Below are 25,660 nucleotides of genomic sequence, written 5' to 3'. Positions count from 1 at the left end.
CACATGTTACATAAAGCCATCAAACTACTCGCACTCTCGTTCGTTTTTTCATTTCAAATATACCTTTCGGCAGCCGACGTTGATTGGCCTGTCTATCTCGGGGATAAGGCATCAAGCCAATATTCCGAGCTGGATCAGATCAATACGGAGAATGTGAAGCAGCTGAAGGTGGCATGGATCTACCAATCAGGCGATGCCAGGGAAGATAACCGCTCTCAGATTCAGTGTAATCCACTTATTATTGATGGGATACTCTATGGAACGACCGCTGGGGTCTCCGCAATTGCATTGAATGCGGCAACCGGTGAAGCGCTGTGGAAGTTTAGCCCTGCCTCAGAAAAGCCAACCTCCTCTCAGCCAGATATAAATCGAGGCTTGGCCCATTGGAAACAAGGGAGTGATGAACGTCTTCTTTTTGCTACCGGTCATTACCTATATGCGATCAACCTAAAAACAGGAAAACTCATTTCAAGTTTCGGAGAAGCAGGAAAAGTTGATTTGAAAAAAGGCCTCGGACGTAATGTCGACAATCTTTCCTATACTATCCGGACTCCAGGAACGGTTTTTGAAGACCTTATAATTATCGGGGGTCGCATGAGTGAAGGCCTACCAGCCATTCCTGGTCACATTCGCGCCTACAATATAGTAACCGGGAAACAGGTCTGGCGCTTCAACACGATTCCCCACCCTGGAGAATATGGATACGAAACCTGGCCCAAAGACGCCTGGTTAAATAGTGGTGGGGCCAATGTATGGTCGGGCATGACTGTCGACGAAAAGAACGGGCTTGTTTACTGCCCCACTGGCTCAGCCTCAGCTGATTTCTATGGAGCCGACCGGATTGGCCAGAACCTTTTCGCCAATACCTTGCTATGCCTGGATGCCCGCACTGGTAAGCGAGTCTGGCACTTTCAATTTGTTCACCACGACCTTTGGGATAGAGATCTCCCCACTCCGCCCAACTTATTAACGATCGCAAGGAACGGAGAAAAGGTTCCAGCCGTAGCCCAAAGCACCAAATCCGGCCATGTATTCGTATTCAATCGCCTGACGGGTGAACCGCTCTTTCCCATCGAAGAGAAGCCCTACCCCTCCTCTGATCTGGCTGGAGAAAGCGCCTGGCCTACTCAACCACTTCCGACCAAGCCGGAACCCTTTGCCCGCCAGGTGTTGTCTTATGACCTGGTGAATGATCTGTTTCCAGAAAAGCAGAAAGAGCTACAGGACCAATTCATTCGGCTGCGCCCCCACATGCCGTTCACTCCTCCGAGCGAACAAGGTACCATCATTTTTCCTGGATTCGATGGAGCCGCCGAATGGGGAGGACAAGCCACTGACCCTGAAGGTATTCTATACGTAAACAGCAACGAAATGCCGTGGATATTAACCATGATTAATGCGACCCACGGAGCTTCCAATGGAGAACGTGTATTCCTGCAAATGTGTTCTGCCTGCCATGGACAAAACAGACTTGGTAGTGAAAATCAGGGTACAATCATCCCTCCTCTTACAACCAACAAGCTGGCAGAGAAAAACCTCGATCAAACAGGAGTGAGAGAAAAGATCCAACAAGGAGCGGGAATCATGCCCTCCTTTGGGTTCTTGCCTGAGAAAGATCTTGATGCCCTCATCAAATACTTATTTGTGGAAGCTGAAGCAGAGTCCGTTAATCGAACGGCAGCTGACAACGAATCATCTGATGTACCGGTCGTATATGGTCACACGGGTTACAATAAATGGAAAAACTCTGATGGCTACCCAGCCATAAAGCCACCTTGGGGAACCCTTAATGCGATTGACCTGAACACAGGGGAATACGTTTGGAAAACCACCTTGGGTGAATTTGAAGAACTTACAGAACAAGGTATCCCGCCCACTGGATCTGAAAATTATGGTGGACCGGTAGTCACCGCAGGAGGAGTGCTATTTATAGCCGCTACCTTGGATGAAAACTTTCGCGCTTTCGATACCGCTACTGGCAAGGAGCTCTTTAAGCAGAAGCTACCAGCAGCAGGCTATGCGACACCAGCCACTTACTCCGTAGACGGCAAACAGTATGTAGTCATTGCTTGTGGCGGTGGAAAGCTGGGGACCAAGAGCGGTGATGCCTATGTCGCATTTTCGCTTCCCTAGGGTAAAACCACCCTTTTAAACCCCTCAAAACAGGCCAAACAAAGCCCTTTATTTACCTTGCTATAGGAGATTAGCAGGCTATGAATGCAGCCTTAAATTGAAAGGGCACTGAAAGCCCTTTGGCAGAAGTCGGTCTTTGGCGTCGTAAGTCGGTTCTGTTTTTAACAATGACGCAAAGTGTAATAAGATGGAAATATACGTAGGAAATCTACCTTGGTCTGCAGAAGACCAAGACCTGAATGATGCTTTCGCCCAATATGGTGAAGTGACATCTGCAAAAATCATTACAGACCGAGACACTGGAAGATCCCGTGGATTTGGTTTTGTATCAATGACCAATGATGACGAGGCCAGGCAGGCAATTGAAGCCCTGCACGATCAAGACTTCCAAGGTCGCAACATGAACTGTCGCGAGGCCACTCCTCGCCAAGAACGTCCACGCCATGGTGGCGGCGGCGGAGGCGGTGGAGGAAGAGGCGGATATAACCGTGGAGGTGGAGGTGGACGCGATCGCGATCGCGGTAACCGCTACTAGTCTCGATTAATAATCGCAACTTTCTTAAGGCTCTCCCAATCGGGAGGGCCTTTTTTTTATCCAAATACTTCTTCAAGTGCTTTGCGCATGACGGATACCGGAGCGTCGTGCCCGGTCCACATCTTCAAACCAATAGCACCCTGCCCGACTAACATACCAAGACCATCCAATGTCTTGGCTCCTCTTTTTTCAGCTTCTTGCAGAAATGGAGTATGGGGAGGGTTAGGAATGACATCACACACCACCATGCTGGATGCAATCGAGTCATAATCAATATCGGGCCTGTCATCAACATTCGGATACAACCCGATTGAAGTAGAATTTACTAAAACATCAGTTCCTTCAGGAACAGAAAAGATTTGATCCCAATGAACAAACTGAGCTTCCGCGGGAGTCTGATCATTCAATAATTGGGCGAGAGACTCTCCACGATTGGCGGAACGGTTTACGATAATAATATTCTCCGCGCCAGCCAAAGCCATCTCAACGGTCATGGCCCGGGCAGCACCGCCCGCACCGAGAAACACAACTCGCTTCCCTGCTGGATCTATCCCCGCATCTTCTCGGATGCTTCTAAGAAATCCCTTACCATCTGTATTTTCTCCAATCAATCGATCGCCTTCACGACGAACAGTATTCACTGCCCCCATCAATTTCGCGTCAGGCGCGATCTCATCTAAATACTGTAGCACTTCCACCTTGTGCGGAATCGTAAGATTGATGCCTTTAAAATTCATGGCTCGAAGACCGGCAACTGCGGCTTCCAGATCCTGAGGAAGTACTTCAAAATTCACATACCGCCAATTCAAGCCAAGCTCACGGAAAGCGGCCTCAATCATGAGGACAGTTGGGTTTTCAGAAACGGGGTGCCCAAACACACCCACTAGGTCGACTTTATAATTGGGTTCTTCTGACATTGAAGAAACCTTGGAAGGCATAGTGCCTGGATGCAATAATAAGGTCTAAAAATCAGAGAGCATTCACTGCCTGCTCCTCTTGAATACGCGCAATATATTCACTTACATTACAAGTGAGCATCCGGGTTCCGTCCTTCCGAACTTCCAGCACTTTATTGACCAGCGGGTCCAGGAAGTCTCTATCGTGACTTACCAGAATGACCGTTCCCTTGAATAATTGAACGGCTTCTTGAAGCACTTCTTTACTTCGAATGTCTAAGTGGTTGGTCGGCTCATCGAGGATAATGGCATTCGCCCTCTTGGTAAGCATCTTTGCCAACGCGAGCCGGTTACGCTCACCTCCAGATAAGACAGAGGTCTTCTTCAGAGCATCGTCACCAGAAAACAGTAGAGCCCCTAGGACAGCTCGCGGATTGGTCTCCTGATTATTGGCATCGAAGGCGGCCTTTTGAACCTCTTCCAGAACCGTATTCTCCGGATTCAATTCGTTGGTTTGTTGCTGAGCGAAGTAAGCAATCACCGTATTGATCCCCGTGGTGCGCTCACCACTCTGATAGGGTTCCACTCCGGCAAGTATTCTTGCCAGGGTAGATTTTCCGGCACCATTTACACCTACAATAGCGATTCGGTCCCCCTTCTCGATATGGAAGTCCAAGTTATCGAAAACTCGGATATCACCATAGGTCTTCGTGACCCGTTCTAATTCAATTACCTTAGCACTGGCAATGGGAGGCTCTGGAAAACGAAAGTACATTTTCTTCTCCTCCTTCGGCAATTGAATACGCTCCATTTTGTCAAGCGCCTTGATACGACTCTGCACTATGGATGCTTTTTTACCGTTGGAACGAAATTTATTAATAAACTCTTTCTGACGAGCGATTTCCTTGTCCTGATTGTCACGCGCCTTGCGCAATTGGTCTTTATGCGCCTGACTTTCCTTCTCATAAAAAGAGTAATTTCCAGAGTAGGAGTTCATCTCCCCCATACTTAAATGAAGTGTGCGGTTCGTGATAGCATCCAGAAAGGCTCTATCGTGAGAGATGACCATGATAGATCCCTCATAGCGAATGAGGTACTGCTCCAACCAAAACTGGGACAGGATATCCAAATGGTTAGTAGGCTCATCTAAAAGCAACAACGACGGCTCTTTGAGCAGGAGTTTGGCTAGAGCAATGCGCATCTGCCAACCCCCGGAAAACTCTCCCGTGTCCCGATCCAAATCAGACATTCCAAAGCCGAGTCCCAAGAGCATTTTCTCAATATTGGACTTCATCTTTTCCGGCTCATGCTCCTCGAGTTTGTGTTCCCACTCCCCAATCATATCGATCAGTTCATAGTACTCCTCTGAAGAAGTATCCATCTCGAGCATCTGAGCATCGGCTTCATCGATCTTCCCTTGAAGCGAAAGCATATCTTCAAAGGCGGTTTCAACTTCCTGGTATAAAGTCCTGCCAGAAACTTCGATGCCATCCTGAGGCAAGTAACCAAGAGAGACATAACTGGGCTGAACAATATTGCCCTTGTCGGCTTCTGTTTCACCAAGCAGGAGCTTGATTAGAGTAGACTTTCCCGCACCGTTGGATCCCACCAGGCCAATGCGATCACGCGTCCCGATTACTGAGGAAATATTATTAAACAGCACCTTTGGGCCGTACTGGAGAAAGACTTCTTGTATTTCGATCATAGAAAACGGCAGGACCCTACGAAGGATTTCTACGATATCAACACCGAAACGCAGCCAAACCAGGGTCGGCTACTCCTCAGCATCCACTGAAAGACTGATGAGGTCGACTCCTCCAAAACGAACTTGATCTAATACTGACACCATTATACCGGCATCAGTCAAGGGGGCTGCTCGAACAATCACATCCAATTCAGGACTCACACTCAGGCGTTGTGCGACTTTCGAACGTATTGAATTTAACGATGAAAGCTTCTGCTCCAGGTAAATAAGGTTTTTCTCATCAATGCGAACACCCATGGGAGGCGTTACTTCCTGGCGTAAACCAGGTACTCCACTTGGGGTCGTTGCTTCAAAGCCAATTTCTTCAACAAAGACGGCCGCTACAACGAAGACAATCAGTAATATAAAAACCATATCGATCATGGGAGATATGTTTACTTTTACCGAACCAGACTCTTTGTTTATCGCACATCGGAACATGTTGAATAAACGGAAGAGTGGACATAATTCTTAGCGTCTTTTATCGGTTTTACAAAAGTGATTAATTTATAATTATAGAATTAACAACTTGATCCCCTACACATTTACTGTAAACTTTCGCATTCAATAAACAGATAGAACGAAAGCTTCAATCTGCCCTCATCCCTCTTTACCAACCCTCGTAAAACGACCCCTCAAACACTTTCTAGTATGGAATTGGAAAATTCCTAAGGTAACAAGCGGCGCAGCCAGAAATGGTTTGCGCCGCCTCTTTTATCTCAATCGAAGCTAATGCTGCTTCAAATGATGATCTATCGAGCTCAAGAGACGCTCCCGATCGAGGGGTTTTGTTACGTAGTCGTTGAAGCCGCATTTCAAAGTTTCCATCCGTTCATGACTCACCCCGAAGGCAGTCTGTGCAATAATGGGCACATCCCTATTGAATACACGAATGGCTTCGGTTGCCGTAATGCCGTCCATAATGGGCAGCTTCAAGTCCATTAGCACCAGATCGATGGATGAATCAGACTTTACACGCGATACTGCCTGGTCTCCATCTTCGGCGTAGACAACCTTCGCTGCGGTCGGGGTTAAAAACGCTTTGATCACTTCGACATTCGAATACTCATCCTCAACGACTAAGATGGTGTACCGCTTCCAATCAAAAGATCGAAATTGAGGTCTTGTTTCGGATGCGGCCTTTGAGTGGCTTCCCGCTTATTCCATTCAGAAGGAGACGATCTACTTTGAAACGATCATGGGCTATGAGGAGCTGCCCAATCTCTCCGTAAATACTATCCTTCAAGACCGGCATGGACGAAGGACATGCAAAGGTTGAATACGATCTTCGACCCGGAGGTAAATATGTCCTTAAAATGATTCGTCCCGACGGTGAGATTGCCTATGCCCCTGAAGGAAAATATCTGGAGATTGATCCGCCAAGGAAACTCTCCATGACCTGGAGCTCGGAGGGTTTTATAGACCATAGTGTGCTCAGCTTTGAACTTTCAAAAGTAGACGGCGGCACAGAAATCATTCTTCGTCATGAACTGCCAGAGTTTACGGTCGCCGATCACCGCGATGGTTGGACTACCTGCTTGAATCATTGCGAAAAATTCTTTGAAGGCTAGAGACTTGGAAAGGAGGCGTCATAGAGCCCCTATTAATTGGTTATCAACGATTTATTGACGCATCCGTGATCGGCCTGAGCGACACTACTGGCAAATTCGCGCAAATACACTCGAGGCCCATCGTAGGGTTTGAAATCTCCGCCTGGCTTACCCTCAGGCTTTCCCTGCCAATCGATCTCGCCCTTCAAAAGGTCGATTCGAATAGGCTCATCGTCCTGAACAAATGCAATGGGGCCTCCCACTGCTGCTTCAGGAGCGCAGTGAACTCCAATCGCTCCATGAGATACGCCTGACACACGAGTATCCGATACAAAGGCCACCTTGCCGTCCAACTCAGGAGTCGATAATGCAGAGGTCGCGACAAGCACTTCCGGCATACCCATGGCAACCGGCCCCATACCACGAAGGACCACCACGTGTCCTGGCTGAATTTTATTATCTGTCACAGCCTGAACTAAGGAAGGGACATCATTAAAACAAATTGCGGTGCCCTCGAAGACAGGATCGGCCCGACTTGAAACTTTGAATACAATGCCATCAGGTGCTAAGCTTCCAAAACAGATCTGCATGTCGGCAAACGATTTGTAGGGCTGCCCAGCTGGAGCAATCAAATCATTTCCTTCAGGAACAACTGGCGCATCCTTTACTTGATCAGCCAGGGACTCAGCAAACAACGTCGGTACCGAACCATCCAATACACCCATCTCAATGAAGTGCTTTATCAGCATAGGCGTGCCACCCATCTTAAAAAGATCGATCATAGTTCCACGACCACGGGGAGCAAAATTGCAATAGACAGGAATATCACGTAGAATTGCTTGCACATCCCGTAACCCGAAATCCACCCCTGCTTCAGCTGCCAAAGCCATCAGATGAAGGATACCATTGGTGGACCCACCAGAGGCTCCAATCATGGCGGTGGCATTGCGTAGAGCTGCTTTGGTAACGATGTCTTTGGGGCGCTTCCCTGAAAGTAAGATGGATTTCATCCATTCACCGGTCTGACGACATTCGTCACGCTTTTCCTCTCCTTCCGCTGGATTCGAGGAACTGAAAGGAGGCATCAAGCCAATAGCTTCCATGGCCAATCCCCAGGTATTAAACGAAGCGGCGATTCCACAGCCACCCGCTCCAGGGCAGGCATTCTTTACCACCGCCAACAACTTTTCAGGAGTAGAGCTACCGACTTCAACTTTTGCCTGCTCATCGTAAACATGCTGAATCGTGAGATCCTCTCCATTCAAGCATCCCGGCTTAATGGTGCCACCACTTAGAATGAAGCCAGGTAAATTCGTTCGCACCAGAGCCAGAGCGAAGCCAGGACCATTTTTATCACAATGATGAAGTCCGATAAATCCATCAAATCGATGCGAAGTCGTCACCATTTCAGTACTCGTAGCAATGACATTGCGTGAAGGTAGCGAAGCATTACCTCCACCATGCCCTTGCGTGATATTGTCACTTACAGAGGGAACACCGAACCGGAACCCATGCATGTCAGAACCTTCCAGCCCTTCCTTGATCGATTCCCCAATTTCATGGCTATGCATATTGCACAAGTTGATCTCATGCAATGGGGTCCCGATGCCAATCTGTGGCTTCTGAAAATCATCCTGATCCCAGCCTAAACCATAGTAAAAAGCTTGGATGCCAATATTCTCGCCGTCGGTTAACTCGCGACTCTTCCAATTCAAATTGTCGTTACTCATATAATTTAAAATACTTTTTGCTATAAAACCTAGGAGCTGCTTCGGCTGCGATCCATAACTTGTGAAAAATCGCAGCTTACCGAGGAGCTATACGACGACACATATACCAGCGAAGCGCAGTTTTGAGCAACGCGACACCAACATAACAAGCAGCTCCTACAGATATGTTTAAATTAACCGTTAAACGGCAAAATCTTCGCTACGATAAATACCTCGATCAAACCGAATACACCCAGGGAGGCCAGCATCACAGTCCACGTTCGAAGCGTCTCGCTCTCAGTAAACCCACTCAATTTACAGACCACCCAGAATCCACTGTCGTTCATCCAGGATCCGACATTTGAACCGAAGGCAATGATCGCGAACAGATAAACAGGGTGATAAGGCAGCTCCATTACTTCCCCCGTTCCAACACCGATAATCGCCGCAATAATACTCGAGGTGGTGATCATCGAAACGGTCCCAGAGCCTTGTGCTACTTTCATCACCATCGCGATGATCCAGGCCAGTAGAAGGAGGGAAATATTTGAACCTTCCATCACCGATTTTACAGCATCCCCCACTCCAGCATGACGGATCATGGCACCAAAAGCTCCCCCAGCTGACGTGATTAGAATAATGGTTCCGGCCACAGCAATGGGCGCATCCATCTCAGACCACAGTTTCTGCATGTTGATTTTGCGCCTCGAAGCCATCAACCAAATCGCAATCAGCGTTCCAATTGCCATCGCCAGGTTTTTATTACCCAGGACCTCAATCGTTGAATACAAAGCGGAATCACTCTCGCCACCAAACGCTTTCACACTGGAAAAGAGAGCAATCAGAAAGACCGGCAAGACAACGGGAAGAATAGAAACAAAAAAAGGAGGTAAATCACTGGTATCTTTATGAACGATCTCTTCCAGGTCAGCGATTTTGACCATGGGGCTTTCGCGGAGGCTAAGATTCAGTTTCTTGTCCATCCGGCCAGCCAACCAAACACCAAACGCACCCGCGGGTAGACCCAAGACAATTCCCATCACCATGGCGAAGCCAAGATCTAACTGAAGGGTCTCGATCATAACCAGTGGCCCCGGAGTCGGTGGCACCAAGCCGTGAGTCAAAGCACCACCAGCCGATACGCACATCACAAAATAAACATATCGTTTCCCCAGTCTGAATGCCAGGGCCTGAGCCAAGGGGATGATTAAGAAAAAGACGGTATCGAAAAATACCGGGATCGAGAGGAAGAAAGCGGCAACCATCATGGCCCACCCAGCCTGTTTCTCGCCCATCACTCCGATGAGTCCACGCACGATCCGGTCGGCAGCCCCACTCTCCATTAAGGACAAACCAATAATCGCCGCCACACCGATCACCCAGGCGATCTTTCCAGCCGTGGAACCAAATTCGGCCATTGAAAGCTCGATCGCTTTAATAACGTGATTTCCTTCACCTGGCAGCGAGCTGGATAGCACACCGACAAGAATGGCAGCCAAAATCAGCGCGACAAACGCATGAAAACGGAATACACCAATGGCCAGAACCACAAAAATAATACCGGCAGCCAATACTAGAAACGGCCAGGAGGAAGATGCACCAAAAACAAGAAACGAATCAAGAAGCATAGATGGATATGGAGTGAGTTTTACGGAGTGCGGATCTGAAGTATCGATCAGCGGGGTATAGGCCTAAAACGGTGAATTTTCGGGGGCTTCGGCGCAATGAAAATCTGAATACTCGGACCCTAGTCAGCACAAACATCAAAAAATCCATTTATTTCCCATTAAAGTGAAACCTTATTTCAAAGCGTAACGTTATTCCGACAGCTCGAACCTTCGGCTATACCCTATGCCTAAACCTATTCTCATTTCCTATTGCATTCTGTTATTGAGCATCTGCGCCCATGGACAAGAAGCCCAGATTGCCAACGCTGAGACTCGAACGCTTGCCCTGTCCGATGTCATCTCCCTGGCCTTGAACCAGAATTTGAGCCTCGAGAGATCCAAACTGCAGGTAGAACTAAGAGAAAACGACCTAGCCTTCGAGGAAGCGGATTCGAAACCCAACCTCACCGGATCAGCAGGAGGCACAGTTCGCTTTTTTGGCGAAGATGGTGAGCCCGTTTGGGAAGATGCCGATACCTCTCGCTCTCTGAATGGTAGCCTCAATTCCAATATGGTGCTTTATAATGGTGGAGCCCGACAAGCCGCGATCAACCAAGCCCAATCAGTCTTGGAAGCCAGCCTACAAGACTTGAATCGATCTAAGCAGATTGTACTCTTCAATTCGATTTTCCGCTACATGGAAGCCATCCTGCGCTTTAAGGAAATTGAGATCCAGGCTGAGGAGCTCGCTTCCAGGATGGAAAACCTTGAGTTAATCCAGGTGAGCTATGAAAACGAGATTCGGATTGAAGCAGATGTGCTTCGCCAACGCGCGCTGGTAGCCGACAGCGAACGTCGTCTCGCCCAGGCCCGCCAGGCACACCAAAGAAGTCTATATTTCCTAAAAGAGCTTCTCTTACTCCCACCCGAAACCAATATTCTCCTCGATATCGACAATAGCGGTTGGGGAAACACAGATTACTTGCCCGATCCCGACGTCCAATCATCCTGGAGCCGGATAATCAAACGTCCTGACCTGCTCGCACAAGAGTACCGCATCGAAGCAGCCAATCAGAGTATCCGGATCGCTGAGTCAGGAAAAAAGCCAACGGTGAGTGCGTCGGCCAATCTCCGAACCAACTATGCCAGTCAGAACCGTAGTGCTGGATTCGGCAGTCAGTTTTTCAAACGGGAACCTGAAGTGTCCGGAGGTCTTACCCTCTCCGTTCCGATTTTCGATCGCCGAAGAACCGAAACCAACGTGGCCCGAGCTAATATTCAGCTCCGCCAGGAAAAGTTCGACATGGTGGATCTAAAACAGAATGCACGCACCGACCTGCTACAGGCCGTGTTAGACTTCAATACCGCCAAGGCACAACTTTCCTTTTCCCAAGAACAATTGGCTTCTGCAGGTGCCGCCCTGGAAGCTGAACTGGCACGATTCGATGCCGGTGCCGCCACCCTGCTGGATGTAAATTCTCTCCGATCCAATCGCCTCGATGCAGCAGTCGCGGTTGAAGAATCCTGGTTCAACCTCTTTACCAACCGCCTGGATATTACCCTCCAGGATGGAACACTCGAAAACTTTCTGATTAATCGCCTGAATACCCAAGTCCCCGAATCACAGTAATTCCCATGAAAAAATTCATTATTATAATCATCCTGCTCGGTGGCGTCGGCTACGGTGGATATCGTTTCTACTTTCAAGAAGAAGAAACGAGCGAGACCACAGAGAATTACAACTACGCCAAGATTGAGCGAAAGAACATTCTCAACATGATAACCGCCACCGGTTCTCTGGAAGCGCGGGAGCTCGTAGAAATCGGAAGTCAGGTCTCTGGTGTCATCGAAGGCGTCTATAAAGATTTTAATGACACCGTCGAGGAAGGCGACCTGATCGCACTTATCGATCCTCGCACCCTCGATACCCAGGTCAAAAGCGCAGAGGCCGACCTGACGCGCCAACAAGCCAATCTCAAAAGAGCCACGATCCAATACGAGCGGTTCAAGCCTGTTTATGATAAAGGCTTCCTTTCAGGAGATGATTTCCTCAATTACGAAATCGGCAAAGAAACGGCAGAAGCCAATGTGAAGAGCTCTGAAGCCTCAGTGGATCGCGCCAAACGAAACCGCGAATTCGCCGAAATCCGAGCTCCTATCAGCGGAGTGATCATCAACCGCGATGTCGAAGAAGGGCAAACAGTAGCTTCAAGCTTCAATACGCCTCGTCTGTTTATCATTGCAGAGGATTTGAATCTCATGGAAATCCTGGCCAATGTGGATGAAAGCGACATCGGCCAAATCAAGAAAGATCAGGAAGTCCGTTTTACCGTAGCCAGTTACCCTGAGCGCAACTTTACAGGAACTGTAACCGAAATCCGACTACAACCAACGGTTATTCAGAACGTAGTTAATTACACCGTAGTAGTCGAAACAGAAAACCCAAGGCGCCTACTCCTTCCAGGCATGACTGCGACACTCGATTTTGTAGTCGATGAAGTGGAAGAAGTCCTAAGTGTTCCTGCCTCAGCTCTCAGTCTGAAAATGAGCGACGAAATGGTGGAAGTACAAGCCAAGTTTCGCGAGGAGATGCTAGCCCAACGTCAAGCAAGTCGTGGTGGCGAAGGTGGACAGCGTGGCCAAGGCGGTGATGGTGGACAACGCAGACAACGCCCAGAAGGGTTTGCCGGAGGAGGCGGAGCCGGATTCGGTGGAGGTCAACGAGGAGGAGGCGGCCGAGCAGCGATCGGCACGATCTGGTATAAAGATGATGCAGGAGAATTGAAGATGATGATGGTCAGAACCGGAGTTACAGACGGCATAACAACCGAGGTTTTGCCTCTACGAGACGAAGAGATTCCTGAAGGTAGAGAAATCATTTCCAAAGTACTGACACCATCCACTTCAGAAGCAGCGACTCGAGCGCAAAATCCATTTGGAGGTCGTGGACGCGGTGGAGGAATCTTTTAATTTTACTCAGACTTCCTTATGGAACATGTCATCGAAACCATTGATTTAAAGAAAACCTACGAACTGGCTGAGCCGGTTCATGCACTACGCGGGGTTAACCTCACGATCGATCCAGGTGAGTTTGTAAGTATCATGGGTGCGTCGGGTTCCGGTAAATCAACCTTCATGAATATCATTGGTTGCTTGGACAAGCCCACATCTGGCGGTTACCTCCTTGATGGAGTCGCCGTGAACAAGCTCTCCCGCAACCAACAAGCCAATATCCGTAATGAGAAAATCGGGTTCGTTTTCCAGGGTTTCAATTTGTTATCTCGAACCTCGGCTCTGGAAAACGTTGAGCTGCCCCTGGTATACCAACGAAAAAGATCTAAAGTCAGTCCCAATAAAAAAGCCGCACAATGCCTCGAGCGCGTTGGCCTGGCCGATCGGATGGATCACCAGACGCAACAACTTTCAGGCGGTCAGCAACAGCGGGTAGCAGTAGCCCGCGCCCTGGTAAATGATCCGGCTCTGATCCTGGCGGACGAACCCACTGGAAACCTGGATTCTAAAACTTCCCTCGATCTCATGGGACTATTTCAGGAACTCAATGATCAGGGGATAACCATTGTCCTGGTAACTCACGAACCCGACATTGCCATGTTCACCAAACGCTGCGTGGAAATGAAAGATGGTCTCATTGTCCGGGACACCCAAATCACAGATCGCAGTAATGCCCGCAAAGAACTGGAGGAATTCTCCGGTGTAATCGGAATTTAAGCACGAAACATGAAAATATTTAAACTTCTAGCCATCGCCCAAGGCAGTCTGCTTAAGAACCGCACACGGAGTATCCTTACCATGCTCGGTATCATTATCGGTGTAGCGGCGGTGATCGTCATGCGTGCGATTGGGGATGGTGCTCAGCAAAACATTGAGGAGCGAATTAATTCACTGGGGACTAATCTGCTCATGATCCGTTCCGGCTCCAATTCCATGGGCGGAATCCGGAGAGGCGCCGGCAGCAGCAGAACACTCTTTATCAAAGATACAGATATCATCCGCGAACAATGCAACCTCGTGATGGCCGTTTCCGGCATCGTCACAGCAAGCGGACAAGTCATCGGCGGTGGAACTAATTGGTTTACTTCCGTCCAAGGTGTCGACCCGGAGTATTTGACCATTAAGAGCTGGGAAATTGAGGACGGAACCATGTTTACTGAACGCGACATCCGTGCAAAAACCAAAGTAGCTGTTCTAGGAGCATCCGTCGTGGAAAATATGTATGGAGGGGTAGCCCCCGTGGGACAAACGATACGTATTCAAAAAACCCCTTTTAAAATCATCGGTGTATTGAAAGCCAAGGGACAGAGCTCCGGTGGCCAGGATCAGGACGATACGGTGCTGGTCCCGTTAACCACTGCCGCCTTTCGGCTTCGCGGAGATTCTCAATATGTCAGTCAAATTTACGTAAGCGCCATCAATGTCGACCAAATGGAGCAAGCCAAAGAGGAGGTCACCCAAACCTTACGTTTGGCCCATAAACTGATCGACGGCCAGGAGGATGATTTTAGTGTGCGCAGCCAATCGGAACTTACCGAAGCCTTTACATCGACCACTGAGACTATGACCACTTTTCTTACGATTGTGGCAGCCGTATCATTGCTGGTGGGTGGAGTTGGCATTATGAATATCATGCTGGTCTCTGTTACTGAACGTACGCGCGAAATTGGTATTCGAGTAGCTGTCGGCGCAAGATCAACCGACGTCCTAACACAGTTTCTCATCGAGGCCGTGGTATTAAGTGTCGCGGGTGGAGCTATAGGTATCGGCATCGCCTATGGTGTGTGCGATATCGTACAGGACAAATTTGGCATGACCACCATCGTCAAGACCTGGATCATTGGAGTATCCCTTGGTGTCTCTGCGGCCATCGGTGTAATATTCGGCCTTTATCCCGCGTTCATGGCATCGCGACTCGATCCGATCGATGCCTTGAGACACGAATAGTTTTTGTTAAGTGGTTTTGGCCACAAACCACTCAAAAGTATCGGTCGCAACCAAGACGTTTTCTAGAGCCAGGAGATCCACTTGGATCGACATAAGCGCTCGGTTTCTTCGTTCTAAGGTTTCGAGAAAGAGCTTCCACGCCTCAGCATCGAATATCGCCTTTGCATAAACGGCACCTTGCGCAGGTTTTCTGTATTTCATCTCAGTGCGCCTAAGAGCGGGAAATAATGCATCCTCATCCTCTTTCAATTGATCTGGAGGAACTTGACCGCTCGTAGCTTCAGCCAAGGCAAACAAAGCACTGGCATGTACCGTCTTCAGATGATTGAGGTATTTCTCATCAGAGACTCATTCGAAGATACCATCTTCCTTTGATTCACACTGTTGGATTCCAAAGAACCAATTAAAGAGGAGCCAAGTGACGTCCATAGATCTCTTTGCTTAAGCAATGACCATGACCGGCACCATTTATTGAACGAAAGGTTTCAATTCAGCGAAATTGAACCGCTTCTCTCTGCTTATCGTTTAACAATCTCCGGACCTCTCCCAAGGTGTTGCGATAGCTTTCCAACTTGGCGAGGTTGTGATGTTCTTCAGGATCTTTATGAAGGTCATACAATTCTTCTCCATCAGCCCATTTGGAATAGCGCCATCGATCTGTACGGATGGCTTTCCCCAGGTTCTTGCCACGCGATACAATCGTGTAGACGACCTCTTTTCCAGATTCATTGGGATCACGGAGCATAGGCACCAAACTTTGCCCATGCAGGTAAGCAGGAGTATCAATCCCACAGAGATCGGCCAAAGTCGGAAAGAGATCGACCAGTTCTACCAAGCCCTGACTAGAAGAGGAAGCCGTTGTCTGCCCTGGAACACGAATGAGAAGAGGGACCCGATTACAAACTTCAAACAAGGTCACCTTTCCCCACATGAAATGTTCACCCAACTGGTAACCATGATCGGAAGTTAAAACGATAATGGTATTTTTCCAGAGCCCGTTTTCTTTCAGGTCTTCAAAAATAGATCCAATCTGTGCATCAATAAAACTGATACAGGCGTGATAAGCCTGCATGTATTCACGTCGCAGATCATCCTTTTCAACACCCAACTCGAATCCAAATCCTTCGTACCGCTTGGAGATAGAGCTCTTCGGCACGGTGTCCCAGAAATTAGAAGGTGGCTTACCAAACGTCAGCCCTTCCTTTGGATACTTTTCAAAATACTTATCGGGTGCGAGAAACGGAACATGAGGCTTATGAATACCCACCGCCATGAAGAACGGTTTGTCACCATAACTCTCGTTTTGAATCCACTCGCGAGCTTGCTGAGCATTCTTTCCATCACGATGTTGTTCATCGGTGAGACCTGAAGGCCCCCACCCCGGTTCTTGATTCATCGTCTGAGGTGCATAACTGAGCAGGAATTCTTTCCACAACTGTCTGTTCTCTCTCTTATCGATAGATCCGTGCTTTGCCTCGAATTCTTTGCGTGCCTGTTTCTCAAGCGGCATTTCGTCATTCGTATAAAAGGCCCGCTCATCCCAGACTGCTTCGCCGGGATCAACCTTGGAGTTGTGAAAAATCTTCCCTGTCGCCGCAGTCCAGTAACCTTGCTCCTTAAATGCCTGAGGCATAGTAAGCGTGCCGGGTCTTTCATCACGAATGTCAGCCGTATTATTAATCACGCCGGAGGACTCAGGATAAAGCCCACTCAAAAATGAAGCCCGCGACGGGCCACAAACCGGATACTGGCAATACGCCCGCTTAAAGGTCATGCCGTTTTCCGCCAGCTCGTCGAATGCAGGAGTCGAAATGTAAGGGTAGTCGGACGTCGAAACATGCGTGTTTAGATCATCGCAAACGATAAACAATACATTAGGTCGGTCTTGGGCATATAAGTGGGATGCGGCCATTGCCAAACACACCGCCAGGAATTGCTTAAGTTGATTTCTCATAGGATCGTTAATTTCTTATGGGCAGATTGTTGCTCAAGGGCAATTCGCCGCGGAGTAGCTCTCCTGCTTTCCCTGTAAGCTGAAGATAGAAGTCACTCACCAAGCCCTCATAAGTCAAAAATGATGTTCCATTCGCATTAGGAGGATTGTTCGTGCACTTGAAAATAGCAGTCCCCTCGTCCACCTCGTCAAACATGGCAACGTAGATCATTTCACAACCAGATCGTTTCGCCTCAACGATCTGAGACCAGAGGAACTGACCCTTTAATCGAGGTATGGCAGCCAACTCAGCTCCTTTTAGATTGTGCCAACTAAATCCAGGGAACACTACGGGCAGGTAATCGAGTCCCTTACCCTGGGTCCATTTTACATCGGGTTTCCAATAGCGTTCTCCATGTCGAGATATGCCTTCAAGATCCCGGTAGCGCCCAGGTGTCCAAGGACTCACAATATCGGCCATTTGCAGAACTTCGTGAAACTGCTTATCATCAATCGCATCTCGATCCAGAGATCGCCAACCCGCAGGAACGCCCAACATAACAGTGCAACCATCAGCTTTCAGGAAAGCAATCAGTTCACGGCACTCTTCCAACGAATATGCGCGTGGTTTGCTGCCACCATGAAATCCCACACCCCAAACCGTGACCACAGGGTTACCCTTATGGTGAAGGTAGGCAGGATCTTTGGTGATATGCATTTTACTACGCAGTAGCTGCCAATCCTTGCGGACGCGATCTACACCTCCTGAAGGAAGCCCACTCAAATCGTACATCACCGCGTAGGTTCGACCGTGCTGATTGGCGGCTGCTCTTGCATTAGACAAAACGACATCTTTATGATGCCGCTTCTCCGGATCCGACACTCCGTTGGCAAATCGCTGCACAAAGGCACCGTCGATTCCATACTCCTGCATCCATTTAAAATGAACATTCACGGTGCTTGCCGAATAAGAGCTGAAGACTTTGGCTTTTTCTCCATTGGCGAATTCAAATCCTGTCTCAAACAAATCGTCCTGATTGTATTCTGAAACCTCTGGCCACAGATCCACCGTAACATTGCCGGGTGCAAACGGTTCAGATCTATTCCTGCTCCAGTGAGTCCAACCTAAATTTGCACCGTCTCCCTCCGCATTAAACCATCCCTGATATCCACACATGACTTTTCCGGTCAGTGTACTCGTATCGACGCCTGACTTGGAAGGACCTTGGTAAGGAACCCGAACTTCATCCGCACAGAATAGTGAAACTGAACCGAGTACAAATGCAAAAACTACTATTAATGGCCGAATCATCTTATGGGAATGTACGCATAAATCATTTCAAACGTAACGCACAAATTATTCTTATTCGTTTAATAAAACTCTCACACGCCCAAATAAAGGTGTAGTAGAAGGCGTCATTGCCTGCTCCAAACGAACTCTTACTTCCTCATAATTTTGATCAATCGGAAAAATGCTCATCTCAGAATAACTTTCTTCCATCCAAGAATTTGCGGACAAGTCTTCTGAAAACTCGAGGTCGTAGCGCAGCCCACGTAATCCAGCATCCTGCCTTCGAGGAAAACGAAATTCGAAAAACAGTTGTCCCGCTTCTCGAACTAGCTCGGAACGAATGTGAAGCTGGAAAGAGGTATCGGAACTATCAGGTGAACCCCCAAATCCATATTCTTCCACATTCGTCCATACATCCAAGTCTGGATCAGATAGGTAGTCCCGTTCGGCTCCCTCCAAGTTAGGATAACTATCCATATATAAATCGAAATAAGTCGGCTGATCGACACTGACTGTAACCGTATCGAAGGTTGTCACCTGACCATCAAATGCGGCCAAGGCCACCGGATAAGATCCCCCGGCATTCAATTCCAGTTGAGTAGTTAGCGAGTCCCCAGGGTTAAACGACCCAGCGCCTGGTCGTCCTGCAAATAACCACTCATACTTCAGGGGACTTTCCCAGCGACCGTCATCCGTCGCGCTTCCATTTAAGGAAATTTCCAATTCGGAAATTCCTTGAATATCCTCTCCGGCATCCACCAGTGGACTTATATTGCCTAAGGCGTATAAACGACCGACCTCTTCAATGGAAAGAGCATATCCATCAAATAGATGCACTTCATCTATCATACCGGCATAAGCTTGTTCTACCGGTCCGTCTTCAGCTATCGCACCAAACCAGGCGATTTCGTTCACATTGTCCAATTTCCCAGCTTCGCTAAATTCGCAAAGCACACCATTGAGATAGAAACGAATTCCCTCTTCAACTATTTGATTCTGTTCCCCATCTAAGACAACGACAACGTGATTCCACATATCTCTCTGTAGAGAAACTTGGAGAATAGCACCCCAGCTAGGCTCACGGTTGTTCCAAGCAGCCAAAGATAATAAACTCTCATTAATCGACAGGCTCCATCCGCTCAAGGTGCTTCGCTGAAAAAATATCATTTCCTCTTCCCCAGAAGCATTCTCAGATGGATTAAGCCAGAAGGATAGTGATCGTTTGACTGGATCAGTACCCATGCCCCCCGACGTAGGGATCTGCAAATAATCATTGTCCCCATCGAAGATCAACGCGGCACCTGAAATGCCATCGCCTGTATCCGACAAACTTGCCCCGTTAAATAATTCACCAGGATCGAAGCCTTCGTTTCCATTTTGAATGAACGTACCACTTGTTTCATCCAACGAATAGTACAGCGTTTGTTCCGATAAAGATAATCCAGGTTCGCTGATCCCAGCATGAATGTTCAGATCGATCGCCGATTTTTGCCGCCCATCGTCAGCAGAAAGCCGAAGACCGTAAAAGCCCGGCTCCGAAAAGGAAACCAAACTGCGTCCCTGCCCGCCATCTACAAACTCCACGGAGTCCTCTTGACCAGGAAAAAGCACTGTCCAATCATTTTGTACATCATCGTCAGTTTGATTCACCGATATTAAAAGCCCCGTTGCTTCAGGAATAACAACGGCCCGATTGAACGATTTAATGGATGCCAGAGACACTTGAGGGCCTGAATAACCCACTCCAAACAGTTGTCCCATCTCACTGTTGCTCAATACACGGTTCCACAAATGAAACTCATCTAAATACCCAGCAAATCGATCTTCAGTCCCCGAACTATTACCATCGTGATAGCGGGTATTTCCACGATTCGCACCTAGAGCGATATTGCCACTGTGGGCATCCAGCGGAGCAGCCGTTCCACGGGCAAATTCCACTCCATCCAGAAAGACTCGAAAAGCCTCAGGCTGTGCATCATTGGATTCCAAAGCGTCAAGCACCAAACCCACTTGATGCCATTCTGTATCCGTTAACTCAGTACTAAAATAAGTTTCTTCCCATCCACTACCGCCACTATTCCAACCTCCAACATAAAGAAGCCCATTTTCCAAGTAAAAGTTGAGCCCGCGAATACCACCCCCTTCTTCGTAGATAACTTGCTTACCAGATTTCAGAGGGTCTTCCGCCTTAAACCAAAGAGATATCGATCGAGCCCGATGGTCTATCAGGTTTATTTCGTTGGCGTTTTCTATATTGATCTGGCTATCGACTCCATCGAGATAAATAGCCACATCCGAAACACCGGCCTCAGCATTCTCCCAACTGACCCCACCTTCGAAGGTCCCGTTGTTATCTCCGCCACGTGCGTCCTCCAACACAAGACCTGCCCCTAAGCTTATCGGCAAATACACAACTTCTGCTTCCGAGGAAGGATTGGTTCCAGCAACCAAACCTGCATGCACACCGAGATCCACACTGCTTGAATTGATCCCATCACTGGCCTCAATACGAATTCTATAAAATCCCGACTTGCTAAATTTAGCCACGCTTTCGTTGTTGCCAGCCGAGGAGAAGTCAACGGCTCCACCGACTGGCGAATCAACCACTGACCAGGCAACGGTCGTTTCTCCAGGAGGATCTGGAAAACCGTCATCCGTAACATTTGCACTTATCAAGAGCCCCACACCTTCCGGTACCATGGCAACTGATCTTGTGGGCGAAGTAATCTCGATCAGAGGAGCTTGATCTCCTTCATCAAGAATCTCGATAGTAGCTACGGCCTCAGCAGAATACACCGTGTAGGCAGTGTCCGATTTCAAGGTCACAGAAATTTCTTCCGAAGACTCAGCAATCGCATCGTCTATGAGTTCAACCATCACATCTACAGAGGTCATTCCATCAGGAATATCGGCGAAGTCTACCAACCCATTATAATCTTCCAAGTTGGTAGCGGATCCGCCCCAACTGTAATAAACACGAAGTACCCCTTCTGTACTTCCATAACGTCGTATCTGGAAGATTCCAGATTCACCACTCGCTTCAGACAGTTGTGGAGTTAGTGAAACAATTCCAACGCCTTTGACATCTTCAATCGAAACAAACGCTTCCGCCTCTGAAGTTCCTTGGATTGCCGTTATGGTATGGGGTCCACCAAATTGTTCCGGGGTGTATTTTCCATCCTGGTCGATCGTCCCACCACCAGATACAGACCAAGTTGGATTGGTAGTGACGGACTCCCCGCTTTCATTCCAGGCAAACACCTTCAGGGCCAATATCGCACCCAATGGCATCGTACTTTCATAGGGAGTTATCGCCAATTGAAGAGATCCCGTCCCTTTCCCATTTTCCAAGGCAATCCAATCTCTCCCATTTGCATCAAATGGAGAAAGAATAACCGGGTTGGTAAATTGTGCTTCAAAGCTCAGCCCTGCTTTTGCAGCGGACACCAAATTGCTAGTCCAGCGAACTCCAGGTAGTGTGTAGCGACCTCTGCCATCCGTCCAGGCCTGCACATTACCCCCAATATTCACCCGTGCATTTTCAACAGGGAGTCCGGCATGAATAACACGGCCCGAAATGGAAAAGCTATCAGGAACAGTACCGACTCTAATTATAATCTCTTTCGTATCTGTTCCTCCCTTACCATCTGAAACGGTAACCCTAACTGGATAATACCCATTCGAATCCCAACTTTTTGAAGCTGTGGCAGAATTTAGGCTCTCAACCACCATGGCATTATCTCCAAATGTCCAAGCGTAGTAAACAGTTTCGCCGTCAGGATCTTCGGCATTAACAGAAAAATCAACTTGCTCGCCAAGCCCTACCTCTAAGACAGAAGCAGAAAAAGCTTCGATCACAGGCTCCTGATTGTTTTCCTGTGTCCCGAGATGAACAAGGACATCGATCCATTCGTTCGGGTTCTCCCCTCCTTGTGCGATGGGGGTAAAATGAATGTCGCCAATCTCATCGCTATAGGTTCGGCCAATGATGAGCGCTCCATCTTCTTTATCGTTATTGTCTCTCCTTGCATTGGGGTTTATATTCGTATCGTCACGACTGAACGGTGTCATATCCAGTTGGATAGATCCGTCACCTCCATAATTCTCCCGTTGCCAGTCGATCTCTAGTCCATGCCTCAGCCAATCCTCAGCAATTCCGTTGGTGGGCAATCGACGGTAACTTAACCAATAGCGGCGCTTGTTTGTTTCGGAGTAATCACCCGAATCTTGATTGATCTTGATCGCTCGAGGAACGCCTGAAGTCATGCTAGCAAAAAATTCGGACTCCACATCATGACGATAAAGCCGGATAGGCTCCGGAGTCGTCTGATCGATACTCACCCAATCATTGTCGTCCGCGACCAACCAATCGAGAAAGACTTTCTCACCCGTCGTGTAGTGTCCACGACCCTCATTCAAGTCACCACCGCCGTTCTGGGCACCCATCACGGAGAACTTGTGACCGTATTCGATGCGTTCGTCTCGTTCGGCATCTCCGACATAACCTCCAGGAATACTATCTCTACCTATAGGTGATGTAGAATCGGTTCGCCAGTAGTTGGCATGACGCAGACCCAGGTTATGACCAAATTCATGGGAAGCCGTTCGGACATTGGATGACCCAGCACCATTAAGATGCGAACGTCTTCCCCCCACACCAGCCACCCCAGCGTACCCCCAAGTGCCGCCCGTTGTGAGCATCGTGTAGAAATCATAGTTGGCTTCGTCCCAGTCCAGCCCCTTGGCCTCACCCGCTGCTTTCACCAGTGGCAGCGCATCGTTAAACAAGGCATTTAAACGACCCGACGTAAGATCGGCATAGTAGGTAGCCGAGTTGGGAAGCGTGATCACATCGGTGAAGGTCGTGGTCAGACTCGATTTACCGTAAGAGTTTTCAAACCAGTAAGCTTCACAATCCGCCTGACGCTCCATCACGGTCGCAAGACTGTTGGGTTCATAGTTGGCATCCTGGTTAGAAAATCGTGCCCGTATGTAGAGCATTTTCTTTGGACCTTCCGTGTGCTCGGATTCCATCTCCGGAAGCTCAAAATCAGCTCCGCCAGAAGAGCCATTTAACAGGACCCGACTGAGCCCTTCGACTTCGTTATCCTGAAGTGCTAGTCTTTTGCTGGTAGGAAATGGCCCAAGAGCACGCTCGTCTGCTTGTACAATTTCACTTAACCTCTGCAAGTCGTCTTCGCTCTTGAACGAATAATACTGATCTCCAACAAGTGCAACATTCTCGAAAGCAATATCCAAATCTATAGCTTCCGTTTCTGTAAGCAATCGAACAGGATTATCATCCATGGCAATCACTTCATCAATCGCAATCCCATGAAGAGACAAGTGATTTTTTGTCGATACATTGAGTCGATCCCCAAAGGTGAAAACTTCAAATACATCTTTACCCCAAGTTGCAATTCGTTCCGTCCTTTCTTCCTCCTGATCGGGGTCTAGACAATACACCAAAAGCTCGTAGGAGGCATGGGTGCTTATAGGAGTTTCCAACTCTGCAATTACGACATCAGGTAAAGGCCTTCTAAGGTTATACGGAAGAGCCAGGCCCAGTGCATATTCCGGAGCCTCCCGGATAAGCACCTTCATCTCAGCCCGTCGAGACTTTGCGATGGATACCCCCATTTCAATCAAGGTGTCCCGATCGCCAGGCTCGGATTCGACAAACCCTTGAACCCATTCCTCAAAGTCATGGATAGACTCCATCGAATAAGAAGCTAAACTTAAAGGCGGCGAACTTGAATGATGCGATGATTCATCATTCAGCGAGATATCTTTATTAGCCCCAGGCCCATCCACCTTTTGTGTATTCCCCTCAGGATCCGCCCACCTAGATACGACCCATGAAGATACAATCATCACCAGACATACGACAATAGCAGCAAAAGGTCGGAATTTCATAAAAGGGCGAGGGAAATACTTGGGATAGTTGGAATGAAGCATGGCCTAGTAATCATGCTAGACCATCAAAAATTTGGATGATTGGCTTTTGATTTACCCCAAAACTATGGATCAAAGCTGGTTTACGTTCGCTAATTTCGGTCTATTGCTCTTGAAACGGCATACTCCTACCCCATCCTTCAACACTTACATGGCAACTAATCGACCTTTAAATATTGGACTCATAGGTGGAAACAAAGGCTTCATAACCAACGCACATCAACGAGCGATATTTATGGATGGCACCAGAAAGGTGAGCTGTGCAGCTCTATCTTCCAATCCAAAAAAAGCCTTAAAAGCAATAGAGACATGGCCGTATCCGATCCAGGGATACGAAAACTACAACGCAATGCTGGAAGCAGAATTACGCAAGCCGATCAGTGAACGCGTTGACTACGTATTAATTCAGACGCCAAACCATGCACACTTCGATCCTGCCAAGAAATTTGTCGAGGCCGGAATTCCCGTTTTCTGCGAAAAGCCTCTCACCCTAAACTTCGAGGAATCACAATCGCTCAGTCAACTAGTCCAAGAAAAACAAATACCTTTCTGTGTGGCTCATACCTACCTCGGGCACTGGACGACTCGTCTTGCACGCCACATCGTTCGATCTGGTTTACTCGGGGACATTCGTTGGGTCGATAGTTGTTATCTTCAAGCTTGGATGGCGATTCGTTCTAGCAATCCAGATTTCAAAGAAAACACCTGGAGATTAAGGAAAGAAGTTTCCGGTATTTCAAATTGCGGAGGGGATATTGGCACCCATGCACTAATGCAGCTACGCTACATTACCGGCTTGGAAGTTGAAGCTGTCAGTGCTCACCTTGAGAGCTTCTTTAAGTGGCACGAAAATGAAGAGGATAATCTAGATGATCACTTTACCGCTTATTGCCGTCTAAACAATGGGGGTAAAGCGCTGGTGAGGGCATCCCAGATTTCAATCGGCCATAAGAATGACTTACGAATCGAAGTCGTTGGATCAAAGGGATCGCTTAGCTGGGCACAGGAGGAATCGGAAAAACTAATAGTTTCTCCGCTCGAAAAACCTGTACGGACCTACTACCGGGACCCAAATTTAGCAGCAGACGATTTCTTGGGAACATTGCCTGCTGAACTACTACAGGAAAATACAATTCCCTGGGGACACAGTGAAGGCTTTCACGATGCCTTTGCACGACTCCATAGATGCTTCGAATCAGATGTTCGCGCGTATCAAGAAGGAGATTACAAAGGTGCTGATGGGTCGAAGTATGCAACCGTCGATGACGGCATGGCAGGCATCCGATTTGTTGAAAAGGCGGTTAAGAGCAGTAAAAACCAGCAGGCTTGGTTTTCTTTAGCTTAAACT

The 25,660-nt window shown here is 48.2% G+C and carries 18 protein-coding genes; 8 read left to right on the top strand and 10 right to left on the bottom strand.

Features of this window, described 5'->3' with window-relative positions; all coding sequences use genetic code 11:
• Window positions 1-3: 3 nt before the first annotated feature.
• The gene (locus tag GA003_06955; protein QXD29704.1) at window positions 4-2,133 is read left to right on the top strand and encodes a PQQ-binding-like beta-propeller repeat protein; all 2,130 of its coding nucleotides are present in this window, start codon (window positions 4-6) and stop codon (window positions 2,131-2,133) included.
• 187 nt (window positions 2,134-2,320) lie between these two features.
• On the top strand, window positions 2,321-2,668 hold the full coding sequence (locus tag GA003_06950) for an RNA-binding protein (GenBank protein ID QXD29703.1): 348 nt from the start codon (window positions 2,321-2,323) through the stop codon (window positions 2,666-2,668).
• Between the two features lie 56 nt (window positions 2,669-2,724).
• On the opposite strand, the gene aroE is transcribed toward GA003_06950, so the two are convergent.
• The 4 genes from aroE to GA003_06930 form a co-directional block, all read right to left on the bottom strand.
• Window positions 2,725-3,585 (bottom strand): shikimate dehydrogenase, encoded by an 861-nt coding sequence (aroE, locus tag GA003_06945; protein QXD29702.1) that lies wholly within the window; start codon window positions 3,583-3,585, stop codon window positions 2,725-2,727.
• 52 nt (window positions 3,586-3,637) lie between these two features.
• Window positions 3,638-5,269: an ATP-binding cassette domain-containing protein gene (locus GA003_06940; GenBank protein QXD29701.1), complete on the bottom strand. Its 1,632-nt coding sequence runs from the start codon at window positions 5,267-5,269 to the stop codon at window positions 3,638-3,640.
• A 69-nt stretch (window positions 5,270-5,338) separates the two neighbouring features.
• The gene (locus GA003_06935) at window positions 5,339-5,683 is read right to left on the bottom strand and encodes a biopolymer transporter ExbD (protein QXD29700.1); all 345 of its coding nucleotides are present in this window, start codon (window positions 5,681-5,683) and stop codon (window positions 5,339-5,341) included.
• Between the two features lie 354 nt (window positions 5,684-6,037).
• A complete protein-coding gene (locus tag GA003_06930) occupies window positions 6,038-6,358 on the bottom strand; it encodes a response regulator (protein ID QXD29699.1) in 321 nt (106 codons plus the stop codon).
• 203 nt (window positions 6,359-6,561) lie between these two features.
• On the opposite strand from GA003_06930, the gene GA003_06925 reads away from it, so the two are divergent.
• Window positions 6,562-6,879, top strand: coding sequence for an SRPBCC domain-containing protein (locus GA003_06925; protein ID QXD29698.1), 318 nt, complete (start codon window positions 6,562-6,564; stop codon window positions 6,877-6,879).
• 32 nt (window positions 6,880-6,911) lie between these two features.
• On the opposite strand, the gene GA003_06920 is transcribed toward GA003_06925, so the two are convergent.
• On the bottom strand, window positions 6,912-8,588 hold the full coding sequence (locus GA003_06920; GenBank protein ID QXD29697.1) for a dihydroxy-acid dehydratase: 1,677 nt from the start codon (window positions 8,586-8,588) through the stop codon (window positions 6,912-6,914).
• 173 nt (window positions 8,589-8,761) lie between these two features.
• Window positions 8,762-10,195: a GntP family permease gene (locus tag GA003_06915; GenBank protein QXD29696.1), complete on the bottom strand. Its 1,434-nt coding sequence runs from the start codon at window positions 10,193-10,195 to the stop codon at window positions 8,762-8,764.
• A gap of 223 nt (window positions 10,196-10,418) precedes the next feature.
• On the opposite strand from GA003_06915, the gene GA003_06910 reads away from it, so the two are divergent.
• From GA003_06910 to GA003_06895, 4 genes are read left to right on the top strand one after another with little or no spacing between them, the layout of a single operon-like run.
• Window positions 10,419-11,804 carry a TolC family protein gene (locus tag GA003_06910; protein QXD29695.1) on the top strand — a complete coding sequence of 462 codons (1,386 nt, stop codon included), beginning with the start codon at window positions 10,419-10,421 and terminating at the stop codon, window positions 11,802-11,804.
• A 5-nt stretch (window positions 11,805-11,809) separates the two neighbouring features.
• Window positions 11,810-13,144, top strand: coding sequence for an efflux RND transporter periplasmic adaptor subunit (locus GA003_06905; GenBank protein QXD29694.1), 1,335 nt, complete (start codon window positions 11,810-11,812; stop codon window positions 13,142-13,144).
• An 18-nt stretch (window positions 13,145-13,162) separates the two neighbouring features.
• On the top strand, window positions 13,163-13,903 hold the full coding sequence (locus GA003_06900; GenBank protein QXD29693.1) for an ABC transporter ATP-binding protein: 741 nt from the start codon (window positions 13,163-13,165) through the stop codon (window positions 13,901-13,903).
• A 9-nt stretch (window positions 13,904-13,912) separates the two neighbouring features.
• On the top strand, window positions 13,913-15,133 hold the full coding sequence (locus GA003_06895) for an ABC transporter permease (GenBank protein QXD29692.1): 1,221 nt from the start codon (window positions 13,913-13,915) through the stop codon (window positions 15,131-15,133).
• 6 nt (window positions 15,134-15,139) lie between these two features.
• On the opposite strand, the gene GA003_06890 is transcribed toward GA003_06895, so the two are convergent.
• The 4 genes from GA003_06890 to GA003_06875 all read right to left on the bottom strand — a co-directional run bounded on the left by GA003_06890 (window position 15,140) and on the right by GA003_06875 (window position 24,273).
• Window positions 15,140-15,430: a YiiD C-terminal domain-containing protein gene (locus tag GA003_06890; GenBank protein QXD29691.1), complete on the bottom strand. Its 291-nt coding sequence runs from the start codon at window positions 15,428-15,430 to the stop codon at window positions 15,140-15,142.
• Between the two features lie 193 nt (window positions 15,431-15,623).
• Window positions 15,624-17,087, bottom strand: a complete 1,464-nt coding sequence (locus GA003_06885; GenBank protein ID QXD29690.1) for a sulfatase — start codon at window positions 17,085-17,087, stop codon at window positions 15,624-15,626.
• Window positions 17,088-17,094: 7 nt separating this feature from the next.
• The gene (locus tag GA003_06880; GenBank protein QXD29689.1) at window positions 17,095-18,378 is read right to left on the bottom strand and encodes a xylosidase/arabinosidase; all 1,284 of its coding nucleotides are present in this window, start codon (window positions 18,376-18,378) and stop codon (window positions 17,095-17,097) included.
• Between the two features lie 51 nt (window positions 18,379-18,429).
• Window positions 18,430-24,273: a PKD domain-containing protein gene (locus tag GA003_06875; protein QXD29688.1), complete on the bottom strand. Its 5,844-nt coding sequence runs from the start codon at window positions 24,271-24,273 to the stop codon at window positions 18,430-18,432.
• A 190-nt stretch (window positions 24,274-24,463) separates the two neighbouring features.
• Here GA003_06875 and GA003_06870 point away from each other — a divergent pair, with 190 nt between their 5' ends.
• A complete protein-coding gene (locus GA003_06870; GenBank protein QXD29687.1) occupies window positions 24,464-25,657 on the top strand; it encodes a Gfo/Idh/MocA family oxidoreductase in 1,194 nt (397 codons plus the stop codon).
• Window positions 25,658-25,660: the final 3 nt, after the last annotated feature.

It is taken from the genome of Opitutia bacterium ISCC 52, assembly GCA_014529675.2.
In the GTDB taxonomy this organism is placed as follows: Bacteria; Verrucomicrobiota; Verrucomicrobiia; order Opitutales; family UBA2995; genus UBA2995.
Note: the sequence above shows the minus strand (reverse complement) of the source record. Positions and strands in the feature narration are given on the sequence as shown.

Excerpts from the sequence above, each read along its gene's own strand:
- GA003_06955 (QXD29704.1), top strand. The coding sequence starts at position 4 with ATGTTACATAAAGCCATCAAACTACTCGCACTCTCGTTCGTTTTTTCA.
- GA003_06950 (QXD29703.1), top strand. The coding sequence starts at position 2,321 with ATGGAAATATACGTAGGAAATCTACCTTGGTCTGCAGAAGACCAAGAC.
- aroE (QXD29702.1), bottom strand. The coding sequence starts at position 3,585 with ATGTCAGAAGAACCCAATTATAAAGTCGACCTAGTGGGTGTGTTTGGG.
- GA003_06940 (QXD29701.1), bottom strand. The coding sequence starts at position 5,269 with ATGATCGAAATACAAGAAGTCTTTCTCCAGTACGGCCCAAAGGTGCTG.
- GA003_06935 (QXD29700.1), bottom strand. The coding sequence starts at position 5,683 with ATGGTTTTTATATTACTGATTGTCTTCGTTGTAGCGGCCGTCTTTGTT.
- GA003_06925 (QXD29698.1), top strand. The coding sequence starts at position 6,562 with ATGGACGAAGGACATGCAAAGGTTGAATACGATCTTCGACCCGGAGGT.
- GA003_06920 (QXD29697.1), bottom strand. The coding sequence starts at position 8,588 with ATGAGTAACGACAATTTGAATTGGAAGAGTCGCGAGTTAACCGACGGC.
- GA003_06915 (QXD29696.1), bottom strand. The coding sequence starts at position 10,195 with ATGCTTCTTGATTCGTTTCTTGTTTTTGGTGCATCTTCCTCCTGGCCG.
- GA003_06910 (QXD29695.1), top strand. The coding sequence starts at position 10,419 with ATGCCTAAACCTATTCTCATTTCCTATTGCATTCTGTTATTGAGCATC.
- GA003_06905 (QXD29694.1), top strand. The coding sequence starts at position 11,810 with ATGAAAAAATTCATTATTATAATCATCCTGCTCGGTGGCGTCGGCTAC.
- GA003_06900 (QXD29693.1), top strand. The coding sequence starts at position 13,163 with ATGGAACATGTCATCGAAACCATTGATTTAAAGAAAACCTACGAACTG.
- GA003_06895 (QXD29692.1), top strand. The coding sequence starts at position 13,913 with ATGAAAATATTTAAACTTCTAGCCATCGCCCAAGGCAGTCTGCTTAAG.
- GA003_06885 (QXD29690.1), bottom strand. The coding sequence starts at position 17,087 with ATGAGAAATCAACTTAAGCAATTCCTGGCGGTGTGTTTGGCAATGGCC.
- GA003_06880 (QXD29689.1), bottom strand. The coding sequence starts at position 18,378 with ATGATTCGGCCATTAATAGTAGTTTTTGCATTTGTACTCGGTTCAGTT.
- GA003_06875 (QXD29688.1), bottom strand. The coding sequence starts at position 24,273 with ATGAAATTCCGACCTTTTGCTGCTATTGTCGTATGTCTGGTGATGATT.
- GA003_06870 (QXD29687.1), top strand. The coding sequence starts at position 24,464 with ATGGCAACTAATCGACCTTTAAATATTGGACTCATAGGTGGAAACAAA.